The organism is Spirochaetota bacterium, from assembly GCA_017999915.1.
Lineage (GTDB): Bacteria > Spirochaetota > UBA4802 > UBA4802 > UBA5550 > RBG-16-49-21.
Map to the genome: position 1 here is coordinate 199,324 of JAGNKX010000003.1, position 23,979 is coordinate 223,302.

At 54.3% G+C, this 23,979-nt stretch carries 17 protein-coding genes and 1 pseudogene; 11 read left to right on the forward strand and 7 right to left on the reverse strand.

Going from position 1 to position 23,979, the window contains the following annotated elements:
• Positions 1-139 precede the first annotated feature (139 nt).
• The 11 genes and pseudogenes from KA369_06555 to KA369_06605 all read left to right on the forward strand — a co-directional run bounded on the left by KA369_06555 (position 140) and on the right by KA369_06605 (position 14,783).
• On the forward strand, positions 140-2,758 hold the full coding sequence (locus KA369_06555; protein MBP7735619.1) for a PQQ-binding-like beta-propeller repeat protein: 2,619 nt from the start codon (positions 140-142) through the stop codon (positions 2,756-2,758).
• A gap of 29 nt (positions 2,759-2,787) precedes the next feature.
• Positions 2,788-3,444 carry a hypothetical protein gene (locus KA369_06560; GenBank protein MBP7735620.1) on the forward strand — a complete coding sequence of 219 codons (657 nt, stop codon included), beginning with the start codon at positions 2,788-2,790 and terminating at the stop codon, positions 3,442-3,444.
• A gap of 261 nt (positions 3,445-3,705) precedes the next feature.
• Positions 3,706-5,265 carry a hypothetical protein gene (locus tag KA369_06565; GenBank protein ID MBP7735621.1) on the forward strand — a complete coding sequence of 520 codons (1,560 nt, stop codon included), beginning with the start codon at positions 3,706-3,708 and terminating at the stop codon, positions 5,263-5,265.
• A gap of 22 nt (positions 5,266-5,287) precedes the next feature.
• On the forward strand, positions 5,288-6,580 hold the full coding sequence (locus KA369_06570; GenBank protein MBP7735622.1) for a cobalamin-dependent protein: 1,293 nt from the start codon (positions 5,288-5,290) through the stop codon (positions 6,578-6,580).
• Between the two features lie 166 nt (positions 6,581-6,746).
• Positions 6,747-9,977, forward strand: coding sequence for a SpoIIE family protein phosphatase (locus KA369_06575; protein MBP7735623.1), 3,231 nt, complete (start codon positions 6,747-6,749; stop codon positions 9,975-9,977).
• A gap of 375 nt (positions 9,978-10,352) precedes the next feature.
• Complete coding sequence (locus tag KA369_06580) at positions 10,353-11,381, forward strand: class I SAM-dependent methyltransferase (protein MBP7735624.1); 1,029 nt, start codon at positions 10,353-10,355, stop codon at positions 11,379-11,381.
• A gap of 37 nt (positions 11,382-11,418) precedes the next feature.
• Positions 11,419-11,997 carry a TetR/AcrR family transcriptional regulator gene (locus KA369_06585; GenBank protein MBP7735625.1) on the forward strand — a complete coding sequence of 193 codons (579 nt, stop codon included), beginning with the start codon at positions 11,419-11,421 and terminating at the stop codon, positions 11,995-11,997.
• 120 nt (positions 11,998-12,117) lie between these two features.
• Positions 12,118-12,771, forward strand: coding sequence for a hypothetical protein (locus tag KA369_06590; GenBank protein MBP7735626.1), 654 nt, complete (start codon positions 12,118-12,120; stop codon positions 12,769-12,771).
• A gap of 401 nt (positions 12,772-13,172) precedes the next feature.
• Positions 13,173-13,268, forward strand: a pseudogene (locus tag KA369_06595) (rubrerythrin).
• A 292-nt stretch (positions 13,269-13,560) separates the two neighbouring features.
• Positions 13,561-14,100, forward strand: coding sequence for a hypothetical protein (locus KA369_06600; protein ID MBP7735627.1), 540 nt, complete (start codon positions 13,561-13,563; stop codon positions 14,098-14,100).
• A gap of 152 nt (positions 14,101-14,252) precedes the next feature.
• Positions 14,253-14,783 carry a hypothetical protein gene (locus tag KA369_06605; protein MBP7735628.1) on the forward strand — a complete coding sequence of 177 codons (531 nt, stop codon included), beginning with the start codon at positions 14,253-14,255 and terminating at the stop codon, positions 14,781-14,783.
• Between the two features lie 106 nt (positions 14,784-14,889).
• Here KA369_06605 and KA369_06610 read toward each other — a convergent pair whose 3' ends face one another.
• The 7 genes from KA369_06610 to KA369_06640 all read right to left on the reverse strand — a co-directional run bounded on the left by KA369_06610 (position 14,890) and on the right by KA369_06640 (position 23,625).
• A complete protein-coding gene (locus KA369_06610; GenBank protein ID MBP7735629.1) occupies positions 14,890-15,900 on the reverse strand; it encodes a hypothetical protein in 1,011 nt (336 codons plus the stop codon).
• A 68-nt stretch (positions 15,901-15,968) separates the two neighbouring features.
• Positions 15,969-16,439 carry a hypothetical protein gene (locus tag KA369_06615; GenBank protein ID MBP7735630.1) on the reverse strand — a complete coding sequence of 157 codons (471 nt, stop codon included), beginning with the start codon at positions 16,437-16,439 and terminating at the stop codon, positions 15,969-15,971.
• Positions 16,440-16,628: 189 nt separating this feature from the next.
• On the reverse strand, positions 16,629-18,593 hold the full coding sequence (locus KA369_06620; protein ID MBP7735631.1) for a caspase family protein: 1,965 nt from the start codon (positions 18,591-18,593) through the stop codon (positions 16,629-16,631).
• Between the two features lie 4 nt (positions 18,594-18,597).
• A complete protein-coding gene (locus KA369_06625; GenBank protein MBP7735632.1) occupies positions 18,598-19,395 on the reverse strand; it encodes a hypothetical protein in 798 nt (265 codons plus the stop codon).
• Entirely contained in the window at positions 19,392-19,883 is a 492-nt protein-coding gene (locus tag KA369_06630; GenBank protein MBP7735633.1) for a sigma-70 family RNA polymerase sigma factor, read from the reverse strand. The genes KA369_06625 and KA369_06630 overlap by 4 nt, the downstream gene beginning before the upstream one ends.
• Positions 19,884-19,940: 57 nt before the next feature.
• Complete coding sequence (locus KA369_06635) at positions 19,941-21,191, reverse strand: hypothetical protein (protein MBP7735634.1); 1,251 nt, start codon at positions 21,189-21,191, stop codon at positions 19,941-19,943.
• Between the two features lie 199 nt (positions 21,192-21,390).
• Positions 21,391-23,625, reverse strand: coding sequence for a helix-turn-helix domain-containing protein (locus KA369_06640; protein ID MBP7735635.1), 2,235 nt, complete (start codon positions 23,623-23,625; stop codon positions 21,391-21,393).
• Positions 23,626-23,979 lie beyond the last annotated feature (354 nt).

The following is a 23,979-nucleotide window of genomic DNA, read 5'->3' on the forward strand; positions in this document are numbered from 1 at the left end:
AGGCGGGGCATTTTTCGTTGAATATCAAGTAATGCAACAAGTTAATTAATAAACAGGCTCAGACGATTATTTGCTTGTATATAATGATATTTTTGGATGATACTGTAATGACATTAAGGGTCAAGCATGGAGGTTCTTTATGAAACCAGGCGATCTCATTAAGAATATTACTTTCAAAAAGAGATACATCTTCTATGCGGTCATTGTCATTGCCATTGCCGTTTATGTGTTCCTCACTGTTCCTTTCGGCTGCTATGACATGAAGCCCTCCGGGGATACGCAGGTTTCCGGTGACACCTATACTTACAATGTTCCCCTGGACCCCCAAAGCCCATGGCCGAAATTCCGCGCCAACGAACTCCAGAACGGAAGGAGCCCGGTGATGCCGGTGCAGGGCAGGGGCATGCCCTGGGAGTTTAAAACGAAGAAGGGGATCTTCAGCTCGCCCGTGGTCGACGGCGACGGCACAGTCTACATCGGCTCGGCTGACCAGCGTTTTTACGCTATCCGGAAGGACGGCTCCCTCAAATGGTCGGTCCAGACCGGGGAGATCATCGATTCCGCCGCACTCCTGGATGATCGCGGGCGCGTCTACGTGGGCTCCGGCGACGCCCTTGTGTATTGCATCGACCGGCAGAGCGGGGTGGTGCTGTGGAGATCGAAGGCCCACTCGGTCGAGGAGGTGCAAAAGGAGTTCGGCCTCAAGACCTATAATGTCAACTGGTTCGAGGGTAATATCGGCATTCTAAAAAATGGCACTCTTCTGGCGCCGAACGACAACTACCTGGTGTACGCCATCAGTCGCGATAACGGAAAAAGGATCACCCAGTATATCGCCAATGAGATGATCTGGTCGCTCCCGGCGGTCAACACCAGGACGGGCCTGGTGTTTTTCGGCACCGATTTCATGGCGCTGAAAAACGTCTACTGCTACGACACCGCCACGGGGAAGCTGAAATGGACGGCCGGGGGCCTGGGCACCAATGCCGCGTCGCCCCTGCTGACTTCGGATAAGAAGAACGGCGCCCTGGTGATCGGCGGTTTCGACGGCTTCGTCCGCGCCTACGCCCAGGACTCCGGCAAGGAGCTGTGGAAGTTCGGGGCCAGGGACCATGTCTACGCCAGCGCGGCGCAGCTCTCCGACGGCACCATAATCGTTCCTTCGGCCGACGGCACCATCTACGCCATTGATCCGGAATCGGGCAAGCGGAAATGGGCCTTCGACACCCTGGAGCCGATCCGCTCGTCCCCGGCCGTGGGCGGCAAAGACCTGATCTATGTCGGGTCCGGCGAGGGGAGGCTCTTCTGCGTGAACCCCGACGGAACCCTCCGGTGGGCGTACCGCTGCATAGGGGACGACCGGAACGACCTGAACGCCTCCCCGGCCCTTGGAAAGGAAGGCGTATATGTCGCCGGAGAGAACGGAGGCGTATTCTTCGTTCCCTATGACTATCCGCTGACGCCTGCCGGCAGGGGCGATGGCCGATGCGCCCGGGGACCGAAGGAGGACCTTCCCGATGAAGGGACCTTCATGATCTATACGACGCCCTTCGGCGGTCTTCTGAAAGAGGCGCCGAAAGAAATAGACGCGAATCAGCCTCTCACCTTTTCACTGTTTGTCCGCAAAAATGGGGACACGGTGCTCTCCGCCATCGACCGTGACAGCCTGAAGGTATCGGTATCCGGGAGCCCCGCCATGACTGTCAACGTGGCGGCCAACCGACGCTTCGTTACTGTGGCGCCCCGGGAAGCGTGGATCGGCCCCGCCGGCGGCACCGTCACCGTCACCCTGAAGGGCACTTACACCACGGAGATGTCACGCTTCGGCCTCAAGTTTTTCGGAGGCAGCCGGGGAGGGGATTTCAACCTCGCCTATTCCTTCACCGTGCCGGCCCGGAAGGGAGGGGCCATGCCCTACCGGGTGCCCCGGGCCGACGGCGATTCCTCATCCTGCTTCGAGTTCAGCCGCATGGCGGCGCCGAATCCCTCCATGCTCCCTTCGTGGAACCAGATCGGTTTTGATTCGCTTCACTACCTGGCGGGAGCGGTGGAAAGGTACGGGTCCGGCGAAAGGGCCATTCTCTGGGTGATCGGAGGGAAGCTTGACGGGGCCACGGGAAAGACTGTCGTCAATCCCCAGCTTGAGGCGCGCTTTCCCCTTGTCCTGGACTATGACCGCGGACTGGTAACCTTCTATAACTATGACGGTTTCAAGATCAACTTCATAGGGTCTTGGGACATGCCCTTCGGCTTCTACCGTATCTCGGCAAAGGCCGATCCGGTCACCGGCGCGGTAACGACCCGGGCCGCCATGAGCGCCGTGGCCCTTTGCGATGAGATCGAGTTCTACGGCAAGGGCCTGAAGCTCATGGGGATGTCCGAGTTCGATACGGGCCGCATGGCCGTGTTCGGCGGCTTGAACCTCGGCCTCTGGGGCGCCGGAGCGGCGGCGAGGCCCGCCGGCGCGGGACGGGTCGCCTTTGCCGCGGCGGATACATCGGTATCGGCGAAGGTCTCCGGCGGCGCCCTGAAAAAGGGCGGCCATGTGTTCAGCCTTCTGCTGGTTGACGATGCTACCGGAAAACCGCTCCCCCTGTATTACACAAAGCGCACGGCGGTCGAAGCCAGCGCCGATGGAACGGTGACGAAGGTAACCGTTTCATTCGATCCGGGCCAGGTGAAGGGAAAGGTCAGGGCCTATTACATGGTGAATACCTATCCGGCGGCGAGGGGATTCGTCACTGTGCCGGGAAAATAGGCATGAGAAAATAACTCAAGGACATGGCCATGCAGCTGACAACGCCTCCTGAAATGACGACGGCAGTGACTGACTTCATCCTCGGGTGCCTGGCCCTGGGGCTGCTTGCCAGGATCCGGGCACTGAAGGGCCTGGACCGGCTGAAAGCCGGCGCATGGTCATGGGTGTTCGGCCTTTTCTGCCTGGCGTCATTATATGGGTCCGTTGTTCACGCGGTAGCGATGCCAGCGGAGACCCGCGACCTGCTGTGGATGCCCCTTTCATTCATCCTCGGCATGATGGTTTCGGTATTTGTCATAGCCCTGATCGTCGAATGGAAAGGAACGGCTGTTTTAAAACGGGCCGCAGCGGTGATGATATCCCTGGGTTTGATTTTCTTCGCGGTCATGATGGCATTGTCGAAGGTCATAACCGGTTATTTCATCGTTTTTATCGGATACTCGGGCCTCGCCATGGCCGTCTCATTCTGCATCTGCCTTTACCTGGCATTGCAAAGGCATGACGGCGCTTACGCCTTGATGGCAGCGGGGGTCGCGGCGATAATCATCGCCTCCGTGGTGCAGGCCATGCGAACCTTCCACGTCACCGTCATATGGGAGTTTGATTACAACAGCGCTTATCATTTAATCCTGATGGCGGCTGTTGTACTCATCTACACCGGTATACGGAAAAGCGCTGTTCCATAATTTTAACCGCAAATACAGGGATTCCTGATGTAACTGTTAATGCTGGGGACAACAATAAGCATTTTGCCTATAACCCGGGTAGTGATCTTCCCCTACATTTCTGTATATATGCACGGATATTTGCACTTTTATTGAATAAAAAGTTATTTTGCCGTGGTTTTAGTTCTTGACTTCTTGAAAAGATAAATACTAATATAAAAAAAAGTCCCATAATTATAGTTAATCTTTAGTTAATCACATAACGCACAACATGAGGACGCGATGGAAGATAAAAAGACGGGGAAACTGCGTGATTTTTTTCTTTCAGCTTATTATGACCAAGAATACCTTGATTATAAAAAAGCCCAGTTCATCTTAATCTTCAGCATTGTTTTTACGGTTCTCATTGTAATCCTGTTGGTCGTGGCGGCAACTGTAATGCCGGAGCATTTGGTCCGGTACTCGACAATGATCTTTCCCTCTTTGCTGGTTTCAGTTGCGAGCATCCTGCTCATCAAAAAGGGGAAGGCATCCATTGCCATCAATGTGCTTGTGCTATGCTCCACCCTTGCATTGATAATAGGATTTTTCATGAGGCCGCCCCATCTCGCAGGCGTCTCCATCGGTCTTTTCATGTACATGAGCCTTGTCTTTGCCACGCTCTACTCCTCAACGAGAATATCCATTCTGGTGTTTGTCTGTTTCATTATAACCCATCTGGTCTATTATTTAATACAGTCGCCCGGCATAACGGCGGAACAGACCGCCGATATCATGAAAACGGCCATGCTTGACGGCGTCATATCTTTGTCGATCGTATATGCCGTTTCTCTTTCGGCCTCGCGCTTCCTGAACAAAGCCATCCTTCGCAGCAAGGAGGAGACCGAGAAGAACAGGAAGCAGTACCACGAGATAAAGGACCTCAACGGCACGATCCGCAACACCTCCACCGAGCTGACGGAGTCGATCCACATCATGTCATCGGTCATCGAGCGGTACGCCACCACGGCCCAGAGCCAGGCGGCGTCGGTGGAGGAGCTTACGGCGACGATGGAGGAGATATCCGCGAGCATCACCAGCGTCAGTAATGCCACGAGGGACCAGAACGGCTCCATCAAGGACCTGATCGGCAGCATCGGGGTCATCACCGGGTCGATCGAGGCCATGGAGCGTTACGGAAAGGAGATCGCCGGCCTCTTCACTTCCTTCATGAACCAGGCGGAACAGGGGAGAAACGCATCAGAGCAGCTTGACGCCATCAACAACAAGATCCTCGCCAATTCGAACAGCATCATTTCCGTCGTGAGCATCATGGAGGATTTCTTCGAAAAGGTGAACCTCCTTGCCCTCAACGCGGCCATCGAGGCGGCCCGCGCCGGGGACCATGGGCGGGGCTTTGCCGTCGTGGCCGAGGAGATCGGGAAGATGTCGGACACTTCGGCCCGGGACCTGAAGCAGATCTCGACCCTTATCGAGAGGAACAAGGAAGACGTTGAAGCGGGAAACAAGATAATAACCGATATCATCGGCTTTATAAAGATGCTTCTTGACAATATCACCAATATCAAGGAAAAGACCGGCGAGGCCATCAGGGAAGTGAGCGCTCAGAAATCGATCAAGGACGACATGAACGACAAGGCGGTCATCGTCAGGGACCGTTCGGATCAGATCGAGCATTCCATGACGGAGCAGAAACTGGCCATCGAGGACGTGGTCAAATCCATAGACGAGACCAACAAGAGCGTCCAGCTCAACACACAGAGCACCGAGGACCTGCGCAAGAGCGCGGAGACCCTCGCCGACCTGTCCAGCAATCTCAACGCGGTTTTCACGGATAACTGACGGATCATACCCATCGCCTGTAATGGCACCATCAGCAACATCGGCGCGCGTATTGCTCATATCTGCCAACAGGGAGGAGGCCACCATGGCCGCCTGGCCGCTGGGCTTGGTCTGCGTGGCAGCTGCGACGCGTGAGGCGGGCCATGACGTGCGCGTCCTGGACCTGATGAGAAGCTCTGACCCCCGGGCCGCCGTGGCGGAGGAGATCGGCGGATTTCGGCCCGAGGTTATCGGCCTTTCGGTCCGTAACATCGACGACCAGCGCATGAAGGGCGCCGCCTTTTTCCTGGATGACGTGAAAATCATTATCGACGCGTGCAGGGAACATTCGAAGGCCCCCATCGTCCTTGGGGGAGCCGGATACAGCATTTTCCCGGACAGCGTTCTGAAGTATCTTGGCGCCGACCTGGGAATACCGGGCGAAGGGGAGGCCGCCTTCCCTGAGCTGATATTGCGCATTCACTCCGGCTCTGACCCCCGGGGACCCTATTCCCTGTACCGCGCCGGGCGCGCCCCTGCCGGGACAAGGACCTTCATAAAGAACCTTGACGACTATCCCCTTCCCGATATAACCATGAAGGATCTGCCGGCTTACGGCGGCGAGTTCTGGATGCCGGTGCAAACACGGCGGGGCTGCGCCATGGAGTGCAGCTATTGCTCCACGCCGGCCATAGAGGGAACGCTTCTCAGAAAACGCTCTCCCGGGGCCGTCACCCGGTGGCTCGGACGGTGCGCCGACGCGGGCATCGGCAGGTTCTATTTCGTGGACAATACCTTTAACCTGCCGGAATCCTACGCCCTGGACCTGTGCAGGGAGATCACGCGGGCCCGCCTGGGCATATCATGGCGGGCCATCCTCTACCCCTGGAAGCTGAGCGGGGAGCTTGCGGAGGAGATGGCCCGGGCCGGGTGCGCGGAGGTGAGCATCGGCTCCGAGAGCGGCAACGGAGATATCCTCCGGTCGATGAACAAGCGCTTTACCGCCGAAGACGTGCGGCGCTCCTCCGAGCTGATGGCGCGCCAGGGAATACGGCGCTTGGGGTTCCTGATGCTGGGCGGGCCCGGAGAGACCCCTGCCTCCGCGGAGGAGAGCCTGGCCTTTGCCGACTCCCTCGGCCTTGAGTCGCTGAAGATCACCATCGGCATACGCATCTACCCGGGAACGGAACTTGCCCGGAGGGCCGTGGCGGATCGGATCGTCGCCCCCGATGACGATCTCCTGCGTCCCCGCTTCTACATGACGGCGGGCATGGAAGGGCCCATCAGGGAGATGGTGGATCGATGGAAAGCCGATCGGCCTCACTGGATCGTATAAGGCCGACTCCCGATAGCTATTGCGTCGCTATCGTTTAACGAAGGACGCGGCTCTGCGGCTTGATTTTTATATTGACATGTCAACTAATGTATAATCAGAATGAGGCCTGTTAAAGGGTGCATTCTCCATCGGACGCCATTCCGATACTATTCATGACAGGTGTACTATGAGCTTTCCTCAGAACGCACTGTTATCAAAGTACTGCGCGCCGCTCCTTTTCGCGCTCTGTATAATGCTGCCCGGGTCCGCCCTGCACGGAGCGGGGGCCGTCACGGTGTCGGACGAGGTCGACAGTTATCCCCTCGGCCTCCACCTGTATTACCTGGAAGATGTAAGTAAAAACCTTACCATCGATGACGTTTCCGGCGGCACTTACGACGATACGTTCGTCCCCAGCCGTGAGGACATCCCGAATTTCGCCTTCACCGATTCCGTGTACTGGGTGCGCTTCACGGTGCGGACGGAGCAACTGAAACAGGCCGACTGGATCCTGGAATTCAGCTATCCCCTCATGGACCAGATCAGTCTCTACGAGAAGAAGAAAGGGGGCAAAGCGGTGCCATTGGGGGAGACGGGATTCTCCCTTCCCTTCAGGACGCGGGAATCCTCTCACCGGTTCTTTCTTTTTAATCTTAAGCTCGCCCCGGAAGAGACACGAACCTACTATCTCCGACTCGTGAACGAGGACCGGATGGAGGTGCCGCTGAAGCTCTGGTCGGCCCGGGCCTATTACGCCCGCGACCATGACGAGCAGTATCTGCTGGGGATCTATCTGGGGCTCATCCTGTTCATCTGCGTCTTCAACCTGCTCATTCTCGTGTCCATCAGGGACATATCGTACCTGTACTATATCCTCTTCGTGCTGAGCTTTGGCTTTTTCCAGCTCATCCAGAACGGCACCCTCCAGGAGTATTTCTGGCCCTCCGCCCTGGAGCAAGTCAACCACGTCATTCCCTTTTCGATCGCCATCACGCTCCTGACCCTGGTCCTGTTCACCCGCTCTTTCCTTGACGCGAAAAAGCTATACCCGGCCTTCAACCGCTATTTTGTCATACTGGCCTCGGTCATCGCCCTTTCCATGACCTTCCAGCTCTTTGTCAGGTACTCGGCCGCGGTGCAGGTGCAGGTGGCGCTTTCCCTGGTCACCCTCATATCTGTTTTCGGCGTCGGGACGGTGGGCGCCTACCGGGGGTCCCGGCCGGCCCGCTACTTCATCGGCTCGTGGATGATCATCCTCACCGGGGGCATGATTTACGCCCTCAAGGTGCTGGCGGTCCTGCCGACGAATCCCTTCACCACCTACGCCCTGCAGATCGGTTCCGTGATCCAGTTTATCCTCCTGGCCCTGGGCCTCGGCGACAAGATCAACTTCATGAAGCAGGAGAAGGACACGGCCCAGCAGGAGGCCATCCGCTCCCAGCAGCTGGCCATCGACAACCTGAACAAGGCCGACCGGCTGAAGGACGAGTTCCTGGCCAACACTTCCCACGAGCTGAAGACGCCCCTGGTGGGGATCATCGGCATGGCAGAGTCCCTGGTGGACGGCGCCGCCGGCCCCATGTCGATCGAGATGAAGTACAACCTCTCCATGATAATATCGAGCGGCAAGCGCCTGGCGAGCCTTATCAACGACATCCTCGACTTTTCCCGAATGAAGAACAGCACCATCGAGCTGCAGCAGCGGCCGGTGGACCTGCACCAGCTCGTCGACCTGGTCTTCGTCATGGCCAACATGCTCCTCCACGGCAAGAGGATACAGCTCCTGAACGAGGTGCCGGTGAACCTGCCCCTGGTGAAGGGCGACGAGAACAGGCTCCAGCAGATCTTCATCAACCTGGTGGGAAACGCCATCAAGTTCACCGACCGCGGCTACGTGAGGGTCACGGCCAGGACCGCCGGGCCGGAGCAGGCGCCCTCCATAATCGAGATAATCGTGGAGGATACCGGCATCGGGATTCCGTCGAACAAGCTGAATGACATCTTCAAGTCCTTCGAGCAGGTGGACGCCTCCATATCGCGGGAGTACGGCGGCACCGGCCTCGGCCTTTCCATAACGAAGAAGCTGATCGAGCTCCACGGCGGCGCCATCAGGGTCGAATCGGAACAGGGAAAGGGGTCCCGCTTCTTCTTCACCCTGCCGGTGTCGTCGAACCAGTCCACTATCGCCGCCGAACCGGCCCCGGCGGCCGCCGAAGCCCCGGTCCCGGATGCCTTGCCAGTGCCCGCCCCGGCCTCCGGCGAGGGCACCAGGATCCTCGTGGTCGACGACGAGCCGATCAACCTCCAGGTCCTCACGAACCAGCTGTCCCTGGAGCGGTATTCGGTGATGATCGCCACCAACGGCGAGGACGCCATACGCATCGTGGAGGAGCACCTGCCGGACCTGCTGATACTCGACATCATGATGCCGCGCATGTCGGGCCTCGAGGTGTGCCGGCGTCTCAGGGAGGTCTACAGCCTCCACGAGCTGCCGATCCTGATGCTCACGGCCAAGAACCAGCTCAACGACATCATAGCCGGATTCGAGGCCGGGGCCAACGACTACCTCGCCAAGCCCTTTGACAAGCGGGAGATGATAGCGCGGGTCAACACCCTAGTGGCCCTCAAGGAGGCCATCGACAAGAACAACTCCTACATAGCCCTGCAGAAGGAGCTGGAGATCGCCAACCGCATACTCCAGTCGATCCTTCCGGACGTCCTGCCGGAGATGAAGGACCTCAGCATCCACGCCCATTACCACCCCATGGAGGAGGTGGGGGGCGACTTTTACGACTTTCATGTCATCGACAACGACCGCATCGGCGTCCTCATAGCCGACGTGTCCGGACACGGCGTGCCGTCGGCCATCATCGCGGCCATGATGAAGGTGGCCTTTTCCCTGCAGAAGTCGATCGCCCACGAGCCGATCGATGTCCTCCGGGAGATCAACCAGATCCTGCGGGGCAAGTACGGCCGGCAGATGATCACGGCGATCTACGCCTACCTGGACATGAAGACCGGGACCATTCGAGGGTCCAGCGCCGGCCATTTTCCCATTATAATTTTCAGAAAGGCCGATCAGCAGATTCACGAGTTCAAGCCGAAGGGATGGGCCATGGGCCTCCAGCCGGAGCTGAAGCTCTCCCAGGAGGAGTTCACCCTCATGGCCGGGGACCGCATCATCCTTTTTACCGACGGCATCATCGAGGCCAGGAACAGGGAGGGCGAGCTCTTCGGGTACGAGACCTTTATTCAGCTCATTCGCGACAACCAGGACATGGCGCCCCGGGAGTTCTCGGATTATATTTTGAAGCGCATCACCGAGTGGTGCCAGCAGGGGAAGAGGTTCGACGACGACCTTACCCTCATCGTGATGGACGTGGCGGACGGCTATGTCACGGCCGGCACGGCGGTGTGAATACGTGCAAAATGGAAGATAACCATTATGCCGTGGAGTTATTGCGCCTTCTGAAAGAGCTCGACCCGGAGGAGGAGACTTTCAACGCCGAAGGGCGAAAGAAGTCGAGAAGGAAATTGTGAAGTTAAAGAAAAGATAGGAATTGCCCCGACTCCCAGTATTTGTCGAATAGCCGTTATCAAGACGATTAACAATGCTATAGCCCCATACTAAGATTATTCCCAAAAAACTGATAAAGTCGTTGACATTAATTTAAATAATTAAATAAATGAATAAAATATTTAATTATTTAAATTAACATTAATTGGTCACTGAGTCTATACAACGATAAATATAAGGATATAAAACAATCCCGGTCAACCGGCAGGAACGCCCATGAATATTAAAACATTCGCCGCATTGATTAAAAGCGGACAATTGCCGGGTTTGCTCCTTTTTCGAAGGCAGTTCACATTTTTTTATCGTCTCTGCTTTCTGGCTTCCATTGCGGATAAGGCGGTTCTGCAGCAGTTATACCGGGGGAAGGTGCGGGTGGAAGATATTCCGGGCGGATTCGCAGGGGACACCGGCCCTGGAAATGCCACCGCAACATGGCTCGACCTGGCCGTAAGCCTCGGATTATTGAAAAAAAAGAACGGGAAGTATTCCCTCCGCGGCAGGCTGGTAAAGCGCTTTGCTGCGCCGGAAAATGATTCATTTCGCGCGCTGGTCCGGGAGGTCATGTCACTCCATTATCGTTATCTCATGGAGACACCGGAAAAGCTCGAAGCGGGCAATCTCTGGGACTCCGCCGGTCCCCATAAGGAATTTGGCGATGTCATCGCCCGGTCAAGCCGTGTCCTTGAGCCATTCTTGTTCGAACTGATTGACCGTTTTATCCCCTGCTCGGATTCCCTTCGATTGCTTGAGGTGGGTTGCGGCAACGCGGGGTATATTATCTACGCGGCAGAAAGACACGAACGTCTCCGTGCGGTCGGATTGGAGCTCGACTCGAAGGTGGCGAAAACGGCCCGGGGTGCCGTCGCGGCCAGAGGTCTCCAGGATCGCGTGACAATTGAAGTCGCCGATGTAAGGGAATACCGGGCAGGCGCGCCGTTCGACATCCTGACACTGTATAACAATATTTATTATTTCCCCGTTGAAGAGCGGATCGGGTTGCTGGCGCATTTGAAAGATCTTCTCAATCCGGGCGGCTGTATCCTGCTGACGACCGGCTGCATGGGGGGCGGTATCGAGTTCGACCTGGTGAACCTTATCCATGGAACGACAAGGGGGTGGGGCAGGCTGCCCTACAAAGACGAAATGCTCCTGCAGTTGGGTACAGCGGGGTTCAAGCGGAATAGGGCGAAAAGTCTTATCCCCGGGAACGGGTATTATGGTTTTATCGGCTACAAACCGTTATAATAGGCCGGGCGCTTCCGGCGGGAACAGGCAAAAAGCTATGGTCAGGTCCGACAAGGAAAAAATGATATTCAGCGCCTCATTGAAGCTCTTCGCCCGCTATGGATATAAAAAAACAACGATAGAGGACGTGGGCCGGGAGCTGGGCATGACTCCCGGGAGCTTGTACTTCTATGTGAAAAGCAAGAAAGACCTCTACGAAAAAACGGTTCGCACCGCCCTTGATTCCTGGCGGGAATCAGTGGCGGCGGCGGTGTCAAGGGAATCGGGCGCCGTGAACAAGTTCAGGGTCATGGCGGAGCAGTCTTTCAAATATCTTCGTGACCGCAGCGATATCCTTGCCATTCTTTCACGGGACAGTGATATTTTCACCATTACCCCCGGAGAAGACAGGTTTTCCGATATTAATCGCGAGGCCATGGGGTTAATGAGGAGCATACTCGAACAGGGGGTCAGGGAAAAGACCTTTCGCGCCATGGACGTAGAGCTCATGACCGACTTTCTTTTTTCCACATACATGATGATGCTTATCAAGGCATACGTGAAGCCCGAGGGAGACAATGTTGAAGCCATGTTTCGCGAGGGATTGAATCTGATACTGAAGGGGCTGGCGAAATAAAATGCCGCCAAGTTCCTAGACGACCGGCAGGCACGGAACGGGCAACCCTGAAGCCATCGGTCAAATCACTGGTGAGCATAAACGGCATTATAATGCCTTTAAATATTTCAGGAGGTACATATGACAGCCGCAACGGAACAGGCCCTCAACGGGTTGAGAGACCTATCAATGATCAAGTGGTACGTGATTCCTCTCCTTGCGATCGTGCTTTACATTTACGTAACGGAGATGAAAAAGGCCAGGGAAACCGGCAACTGGGAGGCGATTCTAGCGGGACTCACTCTCTTTGGCATGGACTTCCTCAATGAAACATGGAATGGATGGGTAATGGCAATCTCGCAGCATTCCGCGTTCTGGACCACGCCGGGAGATACGGCGCTGAGGACCATGGTGGGATGGAACATTGAGATCATGTTCATGTTCTCCATAGCGGGAATCATCTATTACCACAGTTTGTCCAAAGAGCAGAACCTCAAAATACTGGGAATCCCGGAAAAATGGTTCAGCGCCATCGGCTTTTCCGTATTCTGCGTGTTCGTGGAAGCGGTGCTCAATTACGGCGGGCACCTGGTGTGGGAATATCCGTGGTGGTACCGCTCCTTCGGCGGTATATGGCTGATATTCCTCATCGGTTACTTTCACTTCTTCGCGGCCATCATCTTTATGCTCTGGCTTAAGACGACGAAGAAAAGGGTCATTTTTATCTCATGTGTTTATGGCGTGGCGATCGTCATGAACATTATCGGCCAGGGGATCATGGGCTGGACATACTGAAAGACCTTGTATCGCCTGCCGTAAGGGAATGCATCGAATCGTTTTTTAAAAATACACTCCCAGCGACAGCTCCGCGCTGATCTCGACATGAGCAGCCTTCCGGTCCGCGTCGAGATTGTTAAAGACCAGAGTGCCGGTCGTGCAATGGTGCGAGGGGGAAGGCCTTCCCGGCCTCCCCCCTTCGCGCTCCCCTCTCTGGGTCGCTCAATCGGCGCGACGGCCTTCGGGCGTAACTCATCGAACCCGCTTCGCGGGATTCGATTTCAAACAGACGCCCGATAAGTATCCGCCCTTTGGGCGGATGTTTAACGAGTTTTTTCTATTGATTATAGATTCAATGAGTGTTTCCAAATAATTGGTTCCATGCTTAGCAATCATGACAGAATATGTATGAAACACAGGAGCAAAAACATCATGCCGGTAAGTTCATACGCCTCCTGAATGAGCTCGATCCCGATGAGGAGGCCTTCTACGCCGAAGGGGCGAAGGAGGTGTAGGAAGCGATAGGGAAGATGAAAAGGGGGCGGAAATAATATTCCTCAGTATGGATTTCATGGGCCCGATCGGACAGCTGTAATTACATCCCGCTGCTTTTAGCGGGATTGTATGATAATAGCTTTCATGAACAATAAATTTAAAATTTAGATGCGTATAACAATTGTTGTCCCCACCTGCTAGATTTATTAATATTCTCTGTTGAAATGATAAAAACAATTGTCGCCAATATTTTTGTTGACTTGAATTTTGCATGAATATTAATAAAAAAAATATAAAAAATAGGGAGCAGCCATGAAAAAAACAATTTTAGCATCGTTGATATTGATGCCATTAATGGCGTGCAGCGGCGGATCTATCAAAGTTGTAAAAGATGATTTTAAAAATCTTACTGAAGTTACTTGGTCAATTGATCACGGAACTGATTGGACCCTGAATAAGTTAAGAATCAACGAAGGCAAGTATGTTAAGCAAATAATAAATAACAAGGCAACAGTGCCGTATTATACGGCAAAATTATACATTTATCAGGGTGGCTCAACGATCTCTAATGAAATTATTGTCAAAACAAAGGACAAGACTGCCACATTACCTCTCGTGATTGAAAACACTCAGAAAAACCTGGAGATAATGATTGGTTCAGGATTTGCCACGGCTGCTACTTCAGGCACTCACAAGATCAGGATAAATTTTCCGCAACCATTAATTAATGAAATACTAAAATCGGATCTGGTCTCCTATAGGTTTTATGTAAATGAACAACCTGTTACAATAGTCATAAACAAAAGTAAACTGGAGAAATTTAAATCATTTTTATCAATTACCAGTAATTGATGCATATTATTGTTCGCTAATAAAATATGACTTGTGAGAGTAAACGTTTTCCCGCTTTGTTTTCGGGACTGGATGGCCATACTCTCATTTGAGGTTGCCGGGGGAAAGCCCGGCCCTGATAAAAATAATTCCGTAGTACCGGGGAGGTAGTAATGAGAAAATTGTTTCTGACGATCTGTGTAACCTGGTCATTTGTCATGACAGGCATGGGAAATCCAGTTGATGTAATCAATGATGATTTCAAGAAAACCACGCTCGTAAAATTGGTGATTAACCAGGGTGCGGATGAAAGGCCGAAGAGTCTTCTGGGGGAAATAATCTTCACCAGGGAGATCAAGAACAATAAACCAGGTCAGGTGGAGCTTAACTTCAAAATGGATATGTCGCCGGAATTTAATGATGTCGAAAAGAAGTTCTACCTGAAAACAGACGTGAGCCAGCATGAGATGGTAATACAGCGGTTCGAGCGGGAAATGAAATCCCAAAATGAGTTGATCGGAACGAGACAACGGAAGGTGACAAGAATTAAAGTCATTCTGCCAAAACCGGTCGAAGACGAGATGTTGAACACTAACCAGCTGGTCATAAGGTTATATGTTGGCGATCAGCAGGCGACCTATACGGTGAGACGGGGACAGCTGAAAGATATAAAAAAATTCATCTCTACTGTGTCGGTGAAATAGTTTAAAAGAGCTGAATAATGAAGGGCTCGGGCGGCCGGAATGATTCTGCGCGGAGAAGCGATATGGACATCCAGCCGTCTGCAAGCCGGCCGCCATCTATACAGAATTAAAACCGGTAATATGCAGTCATATTGATGTGGTGGTCACATGCCACTGCGCTATCCTGCGCCGGAATACTGTAATAAGAAGGATACACGGAAAAAGGTTGTTCTTTTATCCGCTCCAGAAATGCGTGCGATTCCGGGTTAAGGTACGCGCCCAAGGTTGCCGCGGCCATGATCAGCGAAATCCCTCCGAAACCGGCCATGACGTACAGCGACGCATCCCTGCCCCGAATGTTTTTTTTCATGTCGCCGAGGTTATTTCTCATCGCGAGGACCTGCGTAAGGCCATAGAGCTGAAACGCGCTTGTTCCGGAAAAGACGAGGGTCATGTTGAACGCCTTTTTGCTGTTATTGTATTCCCATTTCGCGGAGGAGTACCTGGACTGGAAAACGGCGGCCGGTATGCCTGCTGCGCATGCGGCTATGGCGAAAGCCAGTGAGGAATAGCCGCATTGTTCATAGGTATCCATGCCGGAGCCGGTTGTATATATCACGGTTTTATATTTTGTCTTTTTTTCCGGCTCAGGTTTTTTGCCCAGCATCCTGTCCGTCAGCCTTTTTACGAAGCGTTCAGCCGTTGCGTCCAGGTTGCTCCTCGACTCGGTGGCAATTTTTTCGCTGAAGTCGGCCGAGCCTTTCTCGACGTCAACGATGCGGCCCGTTATTATTATCTTCTCGTCAAGCTGGATGAGGGAACCCACCAGGATTTTGTTGGCCGAGAGGAGTTTCCCCGCCTGTACCGCGCAGGAATCTTCGGTGCACCCGGTCATCTGGAACCCCTGCTCGAAGAGTATCTTGTTCATCTGGTCCCGCTCCACCACGATGTACTCGCCGGTGTTGATCATATCATTGCGTATCAGCTCCGATATGGTGCGCGAGTCCTTGACAGAAATCCCCTTGGGCGAGAAATCCATGATGGCGATGCGCATTTTCTTGTTTTCAGCGAATAGCGGTGATCCAAGGAATAGAGTAAATATTGATAGAATTATTACTATTATTTTATTCAGATTCACGAAAATTGATCCTTATATTATACATTATATGTCCAATTATTATAAACATTTGTTTATAAATTATTTTTTTAATAATATGCAGTATAGATGGTATAATTGGTTCCCGGTTTAGTATAACCAGTTTGCACATAAATCCAGTATTTCCCAGCAGCTGAAATAGGGGTGATCATTGTAATATCACCAGTCCAGCTTCCGCTACTGTATATTTCAGTGCAACTGGGATTTTCTAATGATCCCGAGAGGCCTGCATCACCCGATGTAGAAACTGATAGATTTTTACCAGCGGTTGTAATATTTATATAAAAGTAATTAGTCTGACCACCACCGGGGTCAGTAGTAATATTACGATTGCCATTGAGCGATAACATTAAAGCACCATCATGGCAAACTGTCGAAGCAAAGCCTAATCCTGGTACAGATATAAGCGTCATATTATTTGTTTCTTTTTCCATTTTATTAACATCATCCATGGTGTCACAGTTTGAAAATATAAACAGTAGACACAACATGGCGCCGGTCATGATATGGCGAATACTCATGGAACTCGTCCTCTCGGTTTTACATTATTATAGATATAACGGATTGTGATAAAAAATATTAATATAAGCTTCAGGTCCGGATGCGTCTTGTAAAGCATTTTTTAGAAAGGCGGCAGGCCGGTGACGCATCTGCCGGTTCTCGACATCTGGTCGGCGGTGTACGCAGATCCTTTTAAAATAATCTTTATACTAAAAATGCACGCCCAGGGACAGCTCGCCTCCCAGCTCTATATGGGAGGCCTTCCTGTCCGCGTCGAAATAGGCCGGCAGGGCCTTGGAGTACCTGAGGTTCGTGTAGGCCACGGTGACCCTGGTCCCCAGTATCAGCGGGAACCACTTGTTCAGGCTTATCTCCGGGCCGAAGCCGCCCCGAATGGTGTAGCCTTTAACGTTGGCAGAGTTGAACCTGCCCGATTGAAGAATGATGAGGGCCTGGCCCAAATTATAAAAAGGCGTGCCATAGATTCCCGCCATCCGGGCCCAGAGATAGGGCGCGTCACGGAGAGCTGATCCGGCTGTGAGGTTGCCGGAAACAATCTGCCCCCCCAGCAGGTAGAAGCTCAATATGACATTGTAGATATTGCTCCTGGGGCCCATGATGAGGCTTGCCGCGGGACCGGCTGCCCAGTAGTGGTATGTCGCGAGGCCCCCCTGGAAGAGGTCGCCTCCCAGGGACTTGTCGGCGTCCTGGTTGTTAAAGACCAGGGTGCCGGACATTTCGTAGCCGTAGCGAGCGCGCAGCCCGAACTTGAGGCCTGTCACATTGAATTTTTTCTTCACGGGGAACTTGATCGAGGGCGCCATGACGTCGACCTCCGGGCCCACGTTCAGGAACCAGGCCAGCATGGAGTATTTTACCGGTTTCAGGTACGCCATTGAAAGGTCGGCCTTGAACATGTCCACGCGGCGCTTCTCTTTGCCGGCAACGCCTCCCTGCCATATGCCGCCGCCGCCGTACAGGGCCAGTCTCACGTAGGAATCGATGAACCCCCCGGGATGGGGCGGCGCCTCGGGAAGATCCTTTTTGATCTCGTCCCTGGCCGCGTCGGCCGCTCCGCCTTCCTCCCCGCCTCCCTCGGTCTCGTCGCCGCGGGAGCGCGTCGATTCGCGGTCCACCACGGCGAAGCCGTTGTAGGAGAGGGTCTGGCTGCTCCCCGGCGCCAGGGATATCTTCGCCTCGTAAAGCTTGCCGCCACGCTCGTTCAGCACCGTGTAGCTCCCGCTCTCCAAACCCAGGGTCACGGCCCGGCCGGCTCCCTTGTTCAGCTCCGCCACCAGGGCTTTCCGGTTGTCCCGGAGAAATATCCTGCCGGTAATGGGCTTCGAGAGGACCAGGGAACTGGAGCTCCTGCGTATCTCCGTGAGGACCACGTCGCCTAAGCCGGACATCATGATGTGATAATTGGGGTGCTGGGGCCCGCGGAGGGTCTTCTCCGTGCGGGCCAGGGTTTCGGTATAGGCGTACTGGTACGCCTCGTTCAGGGTGATCCTGCCGTCGCCGATCTGGTCGGCGGCGCCGCGGAGACCAGTGAGGAGCGAGTGGGTGAAGAAAGAGCCCTTGATCCTGTCCGATTCCTGGGACGCCTCGTCGGAGGAGCTCGAGGTCATGAAGGCGAAGCCCTTCATGGAGTGTGACCTGTCCACCAGGAAGGGGGAGCGCATCCTCCCGCCCTTGATGCTGGTGAAGGCCCCGGAGGAGCAGGAGTCGAGGATGGCGATGCGCACATCGGCGGGGATGTTGATCACCGCCTGCTTGATGTCGCGGTAGAGGATCTTTTCGCCGCCCGGCATGATCCCTTCCTCGTCCGAGTGTCCGGAATAGTAGAACAGGAGCTCCACCCGGGCGAAGCTCTTTTTCGCGCCGATCACCCGTCCCCGCATCTCGGCGATGGCGTCGATGAGGCGGTCTTTCCGCGGCTCCAGGAGGAGTATGGCGCTTTCCTGGTCCACCCCGCCGAGCTTCCTGAGGACCTCCATAACCGACCGTGCGTCCGTGATGGCGTAGCGCAGCCTGACACGGTCAGGGCCGCCGTTGTTCGATCCGATGATGACTGCGTAGCGCTTCATCACGTCCTGACGCGCCGCGTGACCGGTCCCGGCCGAGAAGGCCAGGGCCGCGATGATCAGTGCCGATAATGCCTGGAGGTACCGCATGGCGTTAATCCTTGAGGAGTACCAGTGATGTCTGGCGGCTCCCGGTGTCAATTGATAATTCAGCTTTTTTCGCCCTGCCGGGGCTTGCGGCCAGCTTTTCCGCCGCCCTGTACAGGGCCCGGGCGTCAAGGGGAGACCGTGACGATATGAATATGAAGCGTTCGAACCCCGGGGCGTCGTCCAGCTCGTAGGAGCTCCGGAGAAATATCTTCCTGTTTTTCTCGATCCTGGTGTCCCGCGACGGCGAAGCCGGGTAATGTTGCGTCACGGTACCCCTGCCGTCCAGGGAGAGGATGACGCCGTGGGTGTCTTCTGCGGAATAGTAGGCGATCTGGAGGAGGTCCCTGTCGCGCACTTTGCTGGCTGCGGATAATTGCTCGGCGCCGCTCCCGCTCTTACGGTAGACATAGAGTTGGGCGCCGGTCCCCTTGACGCGGGTCACATCGTTCATGAATGGATCGGGGATGGTATCGTTGCCGCTCCTGATGATGGGGAAGAGGACAAGGACCGCGACGGCGGCGACAGCCGCCATGGACGGGACGAGAACCATCGCGCGGGAAAAACGACGGCCCGGGGCGGGGGCGATCCCGCTGAGAGAGGCCCACTCGATGATCCGGGGGACGATCGTCTCGGGCCTGTAGCGGCGGAGTATCTTTCCATTGGATTCGTTTATTTGTTCAATGCGTTTGCGCAGCAGCGGATCCGCTTTCATCGTTTCCCTGATCCGTTCCATGACGTCGGGGGTAAGCTCGTTGAGCAGGTACCGTTCAAGGGTAATGTCTGGAATATGTTTTGCGTTCATGACAGCATCTCCTCTGAAACCAGGCTCTGCGCGGAGGCCTGCAGCTTTTTCAGCCTTTTACGGACGCCCGAAACGGAGAGCCCCACTTCCCGCGCGACCTCCGCCAGGGTCATCCCGTCCACGTAATGGAGGACGGCTATCTCCCGCGACGACGCCGGATCCCTTTCGAAGATGCGGTCCAGCAGGTCGGCGACGCCAATCCGGTCCTCGGCATCGTCGTACCGCGCGATCGCGTCAAGGGCGTCGGAATCATGGGTCACCTGCTTTCTTTTCTCGTCCCTGATCATGTTGAGGCACACGTTCGTCGCCATCCGGTAGAGGAGGCTCGACGGATAGGAGCCGGTAAGCTTCACGCGATTTCTGATCAGGTTCACGAATACCTCCTGCATGGCGTCCAGCGCCCTGTCTTCATCGTTGAGGAAGCGCCTGCACCTCCTGAGCACCATCGGTCCGTACCGCCTGTAATAGTCCTCTATGTCTATGCTCATCAATTGCCCCGGCAGAACGGCGCGCCTCTCCATGGGGGCGCGCCGGAGTATGGTGAATCAGATATGAATCCCCACCGACACCTCGCCGCCCACTTCGTGATGGGCCGCCTTTGTGGTGGTGCCGCCGTATATGAGCGGCGCCTTCCCGAAGGTGAGGCTCGTATAGGCGTATGTCAGGTGGAACCCGACAACCAGCGGGAACCACTTGTTCAGGCTCACTTCCGGGCCGATGCCGCACCGGATGGTGTAGCCCTTCACGGTGGTTTTGTTGAGCGCGCTCAGGGTTAAAATGTTCACGCCGCTCATGAAGGGCGCCACGTTGCCGGCGCTCCATAACCCGACCAGGCGCGCTGTCAGAAGATTGGAATCGCGCAGCGCGGTCATGGGGTTGAGTCTGCCTCCGAAGACCTGGCCTGCCGTGCCGTACACGCTTATCATGAAGTTGACGACGTTGCTCCTCGGGCTGAAGATGAAATTCATGGTCGGACCGGCCGTCCAGTAATGGTACTGCAGCAGCCTGCCCATGAAGACATTGTCATCGTTGATGCCGTCGAATCCATGGCGGTATTCCGGCGTAATGACGCTCATTCCTTCCTCGTATCCATAGCGTCCCCTGACGCCGAACTTCAGGCCGGTGAAATCAAAGCCCCGCTTCTGGGCGAACCTGATGGCCGGAGCCATGAGCTCCGCCTCTGCTCCGCCGGTGGCGAAGGTTCCGTACTGGGAATAGCCCGGCGTATGGAGGGTGGCCATCATGAGGTCCGGCTTGTAGGCCCTGAAGACGCCCCGCTCCTTCTTGACGATGCCGCCATCCATCATTCCGCCGCCGCCGAAGATGGACATCCTGAAAATGGATGTATGGTATCCGCCGATCGGTTTTTTCGCCGTGTCAGCCGTTTCTTCCGGGGCGGTTTTCTTGAATATGTCGACGCTCCGGCCATCGCTGAATTCCAGCCGGGAAACCTGGTCGCGGCTGATGGATTTCTCCTCGCCCGCGCCGTCCTGCCGGTAGAAGATGGTTTCTTTCGTGACCCTCGAAATGGAGCACCTGATGGCGTCGCCGCCGGTGAGAATGATCGTATCCAGCTGAAAGTGCTGCTCCTTTCCGCCGGTGTAGATGATCTTTGAGATCCGGTCTTTGCTCACGGTGTCAAAGGCTGATGGGCCTTCAGGGTCGTATTCGACAGCCCCGTCGGTCACCTGTATGACCGCTCCTTTAAGGACCGTGCCATCCTTTAATATGATCTCGTCCGCGTAGAGCGCGCCGGCAGCGAAGATTGCCAGGATGAGGAATAGTGGTTTTTTCATGGGAACCCCCTTCAGTCGTATGATGAGCCGCCATGCCGGACCGGTTTTGATGGCCATTCCCGGTATGGGCCCGTTTCTTAATGTAACACCGGTATGGGAAAAAACTGTTACCGCGTTTTCATTTATTTTTTCCATCGACGGGGGCCTGCTGCGGTCATCATGGCTCTGACCCCTTTCCTGATGACGATCCGGTCCCGGTTCATCCCGGCAAGCCTTGTTCTTTTTGATCGGCCGGGATTTCCTCCGCGCCGCGGTCTTTGTATTCCGACGGGGTTATGCCCATTATCTTCAAAAAGGTCCGGTTGAAGGTGCTCAGGCTTTCAAAGCCGACGGCGAAGGCGATGTTGATGATGGTCCCCTGGTCCCGGGCGCGTAGCCTCTCGGCTGCGTCGTGGATGCGCAGCTCGTTTATGTACTCGTTGATCTTCTTCCCGGTGTGGATCTTGAAGAATTTCCCCAGGTGGTTCGGGCTTATGTCCAGGGAGGCGGCAAGGCCTTCCCGTGAGATGTCGGAGGTGTAGTTCTCCCGGATGTAGGAGACGGCCCTGTCGATTTTTTCTTCCGTAAGGGACGTGATCGAGTAGGTCTTGCTGTCCTGTTCGCGTTGATTCGTGCTCCGGTATGTGAATGCGTTGTCGAATACCTCGATGAGATTGTCGGCGAACGCCATCATTATCGATGAATCCTTTTCGGTAAATCCGTAATCTGATGACGCTTTCTCGAAGTAGCATATGCCCAGGACGCCATGATCGGATTTGATGGGGATGCACATCACGGGATGCTCGGGCGCCGTATCGCCGCTGCTGGCCTTGCCGGTAGATGTTATGACGGGCAATCCCCGGGACAGCACTTCCTCGATGATCAATGGCGAGTACCCGTCGTTCCTTCCTTCGATCTCATCTATGTATGACCGGAGCTCAAGGTAATTATCATCTTCGACAGTGAGGAAATATATCTTGTCCGCCTGTGTGAGCTCCTTGGCTTTCAGAATCGTCTTTTCCCTGAGCTCTTCGATGTTCGATATGATGCTTATGTCCTGGCTCAGTTTCTTGATGGCAAGCTCCCGCTGGTTGTCGAGAATCGTCCGGATCGAGGGAGTGTATGCCGCTGCGGCGTCTCCGGCCGGGGCCTTTCCTTTCCTGTCCTCGGTGATCTTCGAGACTATTTCGCTCAAGAGGAGCTCGATGCTCCGCTCCTTGATCTCGCCTTCGAGCTTTTTTGAGACCGCCTGAAGGCCCTTGCGCATGAGGTTCATGCGGTCCACCAGGGCGATGGACAGGATGATCAGGAACGCGGCGGAGCCGATTATGATCGACCATGTCGTCAGAAAGCTTCCCGGTATCAGCCCGAAGCTCCTGAACACGTACAGCACCGATCCGGCCATGAATCCCAGGCTGATGAGGGCGTAGAGATAGGCGTTACGCTGCCTGCGCGCCACCAGATAGACGCCGACGCTGAAGGCCGTGATGATGGTCACCACCGTCAGGAAGGCGGTGGCGGGCATGATGATCTTGTAGGAGCCGAGGATTGGGATGGTCGCCACTGACAGCGTCGCGGCCAGAAGAACACCGGCCTGGGCGTCCAGTATTTTCTTGAACAGCGGGGCGTTCTTTTTAAGCTGGAGAAATACCAGGATGAAGCGATTGCCGGTGATGTTGGCGAAGCAGAGGAACAGGGGAGGGCATATCTCCGCCAGCTTCGGGCTTTCCGGCATGAGGTGCTGGAAGGTGACACCGATCTGGGACATGATGAAAAGCAGGATCGACAGAATGAAGAGGGAAAAGTTCAGATAGCTGAGGTGGCGGATCAGGAAGTAGACGCAGAGGTAATTGAAGGCCATGATGATCATCATGCCGTAATAGAACATGAGGAGTCTCTCTTCCAGGAGGGCCGACGTCGCGAAATGATCAGGTGACCAGATCGTGAGAGGGAAATACATGGAGCTCGGCGTCTGCTGCCGCAGGTAATAGGTTTTTGTCGAATTGGCTTCCTGCGTCAGGGGAAAGACAAAAGTCCGGTGGGGATAGGGACGGTCGGTGAAATCATACCGAGCCCCTGTTCGCATAGTCCGGAAGGCGTTATTTCCCTTGGGCGTGAAGAGCTGGAGATCGGATATGAGCGGGTAACCATGCTCAAGAAAAAAAGAAATCTCTTTTCCCGTTGTATTGACCACGGTAAAGCGCGCCCAGTATACGTTTCCTGTAAAACCAAACCCAGGATAAACTTCGGTGGAGGGCGACCATAACGCCCCCTTTGACGGCCCGGAAACATCGGTAATGGAAAGGGTCACCTTTTCGTCTTTCAGGAAATCAATATATAATCCTATGGGTATTTTTTTCAGCGAATCATCGATTCTGATCGGCGCGGAATAGAGTGAGGATGCAAGCATGAGAATACCGATGGCGGCCTCGGCAATGAGGCGGATTCCTTTCATCTTTTTTCTCCTGCGGAAATTCAGAATACTTTTTTAATTGAGATGCATCGGGGTAACTAATTTTCAAGCTTTTTATAAACAATAAAATAACCGGAATCGAACATTTAAATGTATTTTATTATATTATTGTTTATATAAATATACATTAAAAATAACATTATACATAATAATATATTTAGCAATAGTCTTTTTTTAACAGGGCTGGTCAAAATCTGATCTTTTAAATCAATAATAACCATTTTCAATTTAAATTTCTTTTGATAAGACAACCTTAATTTATTATTGTATCAATAAAAAAAAGAATTAGTTGTATAAGTATAATTACGAACCGTCTGGACGGTAAATTATTATGCA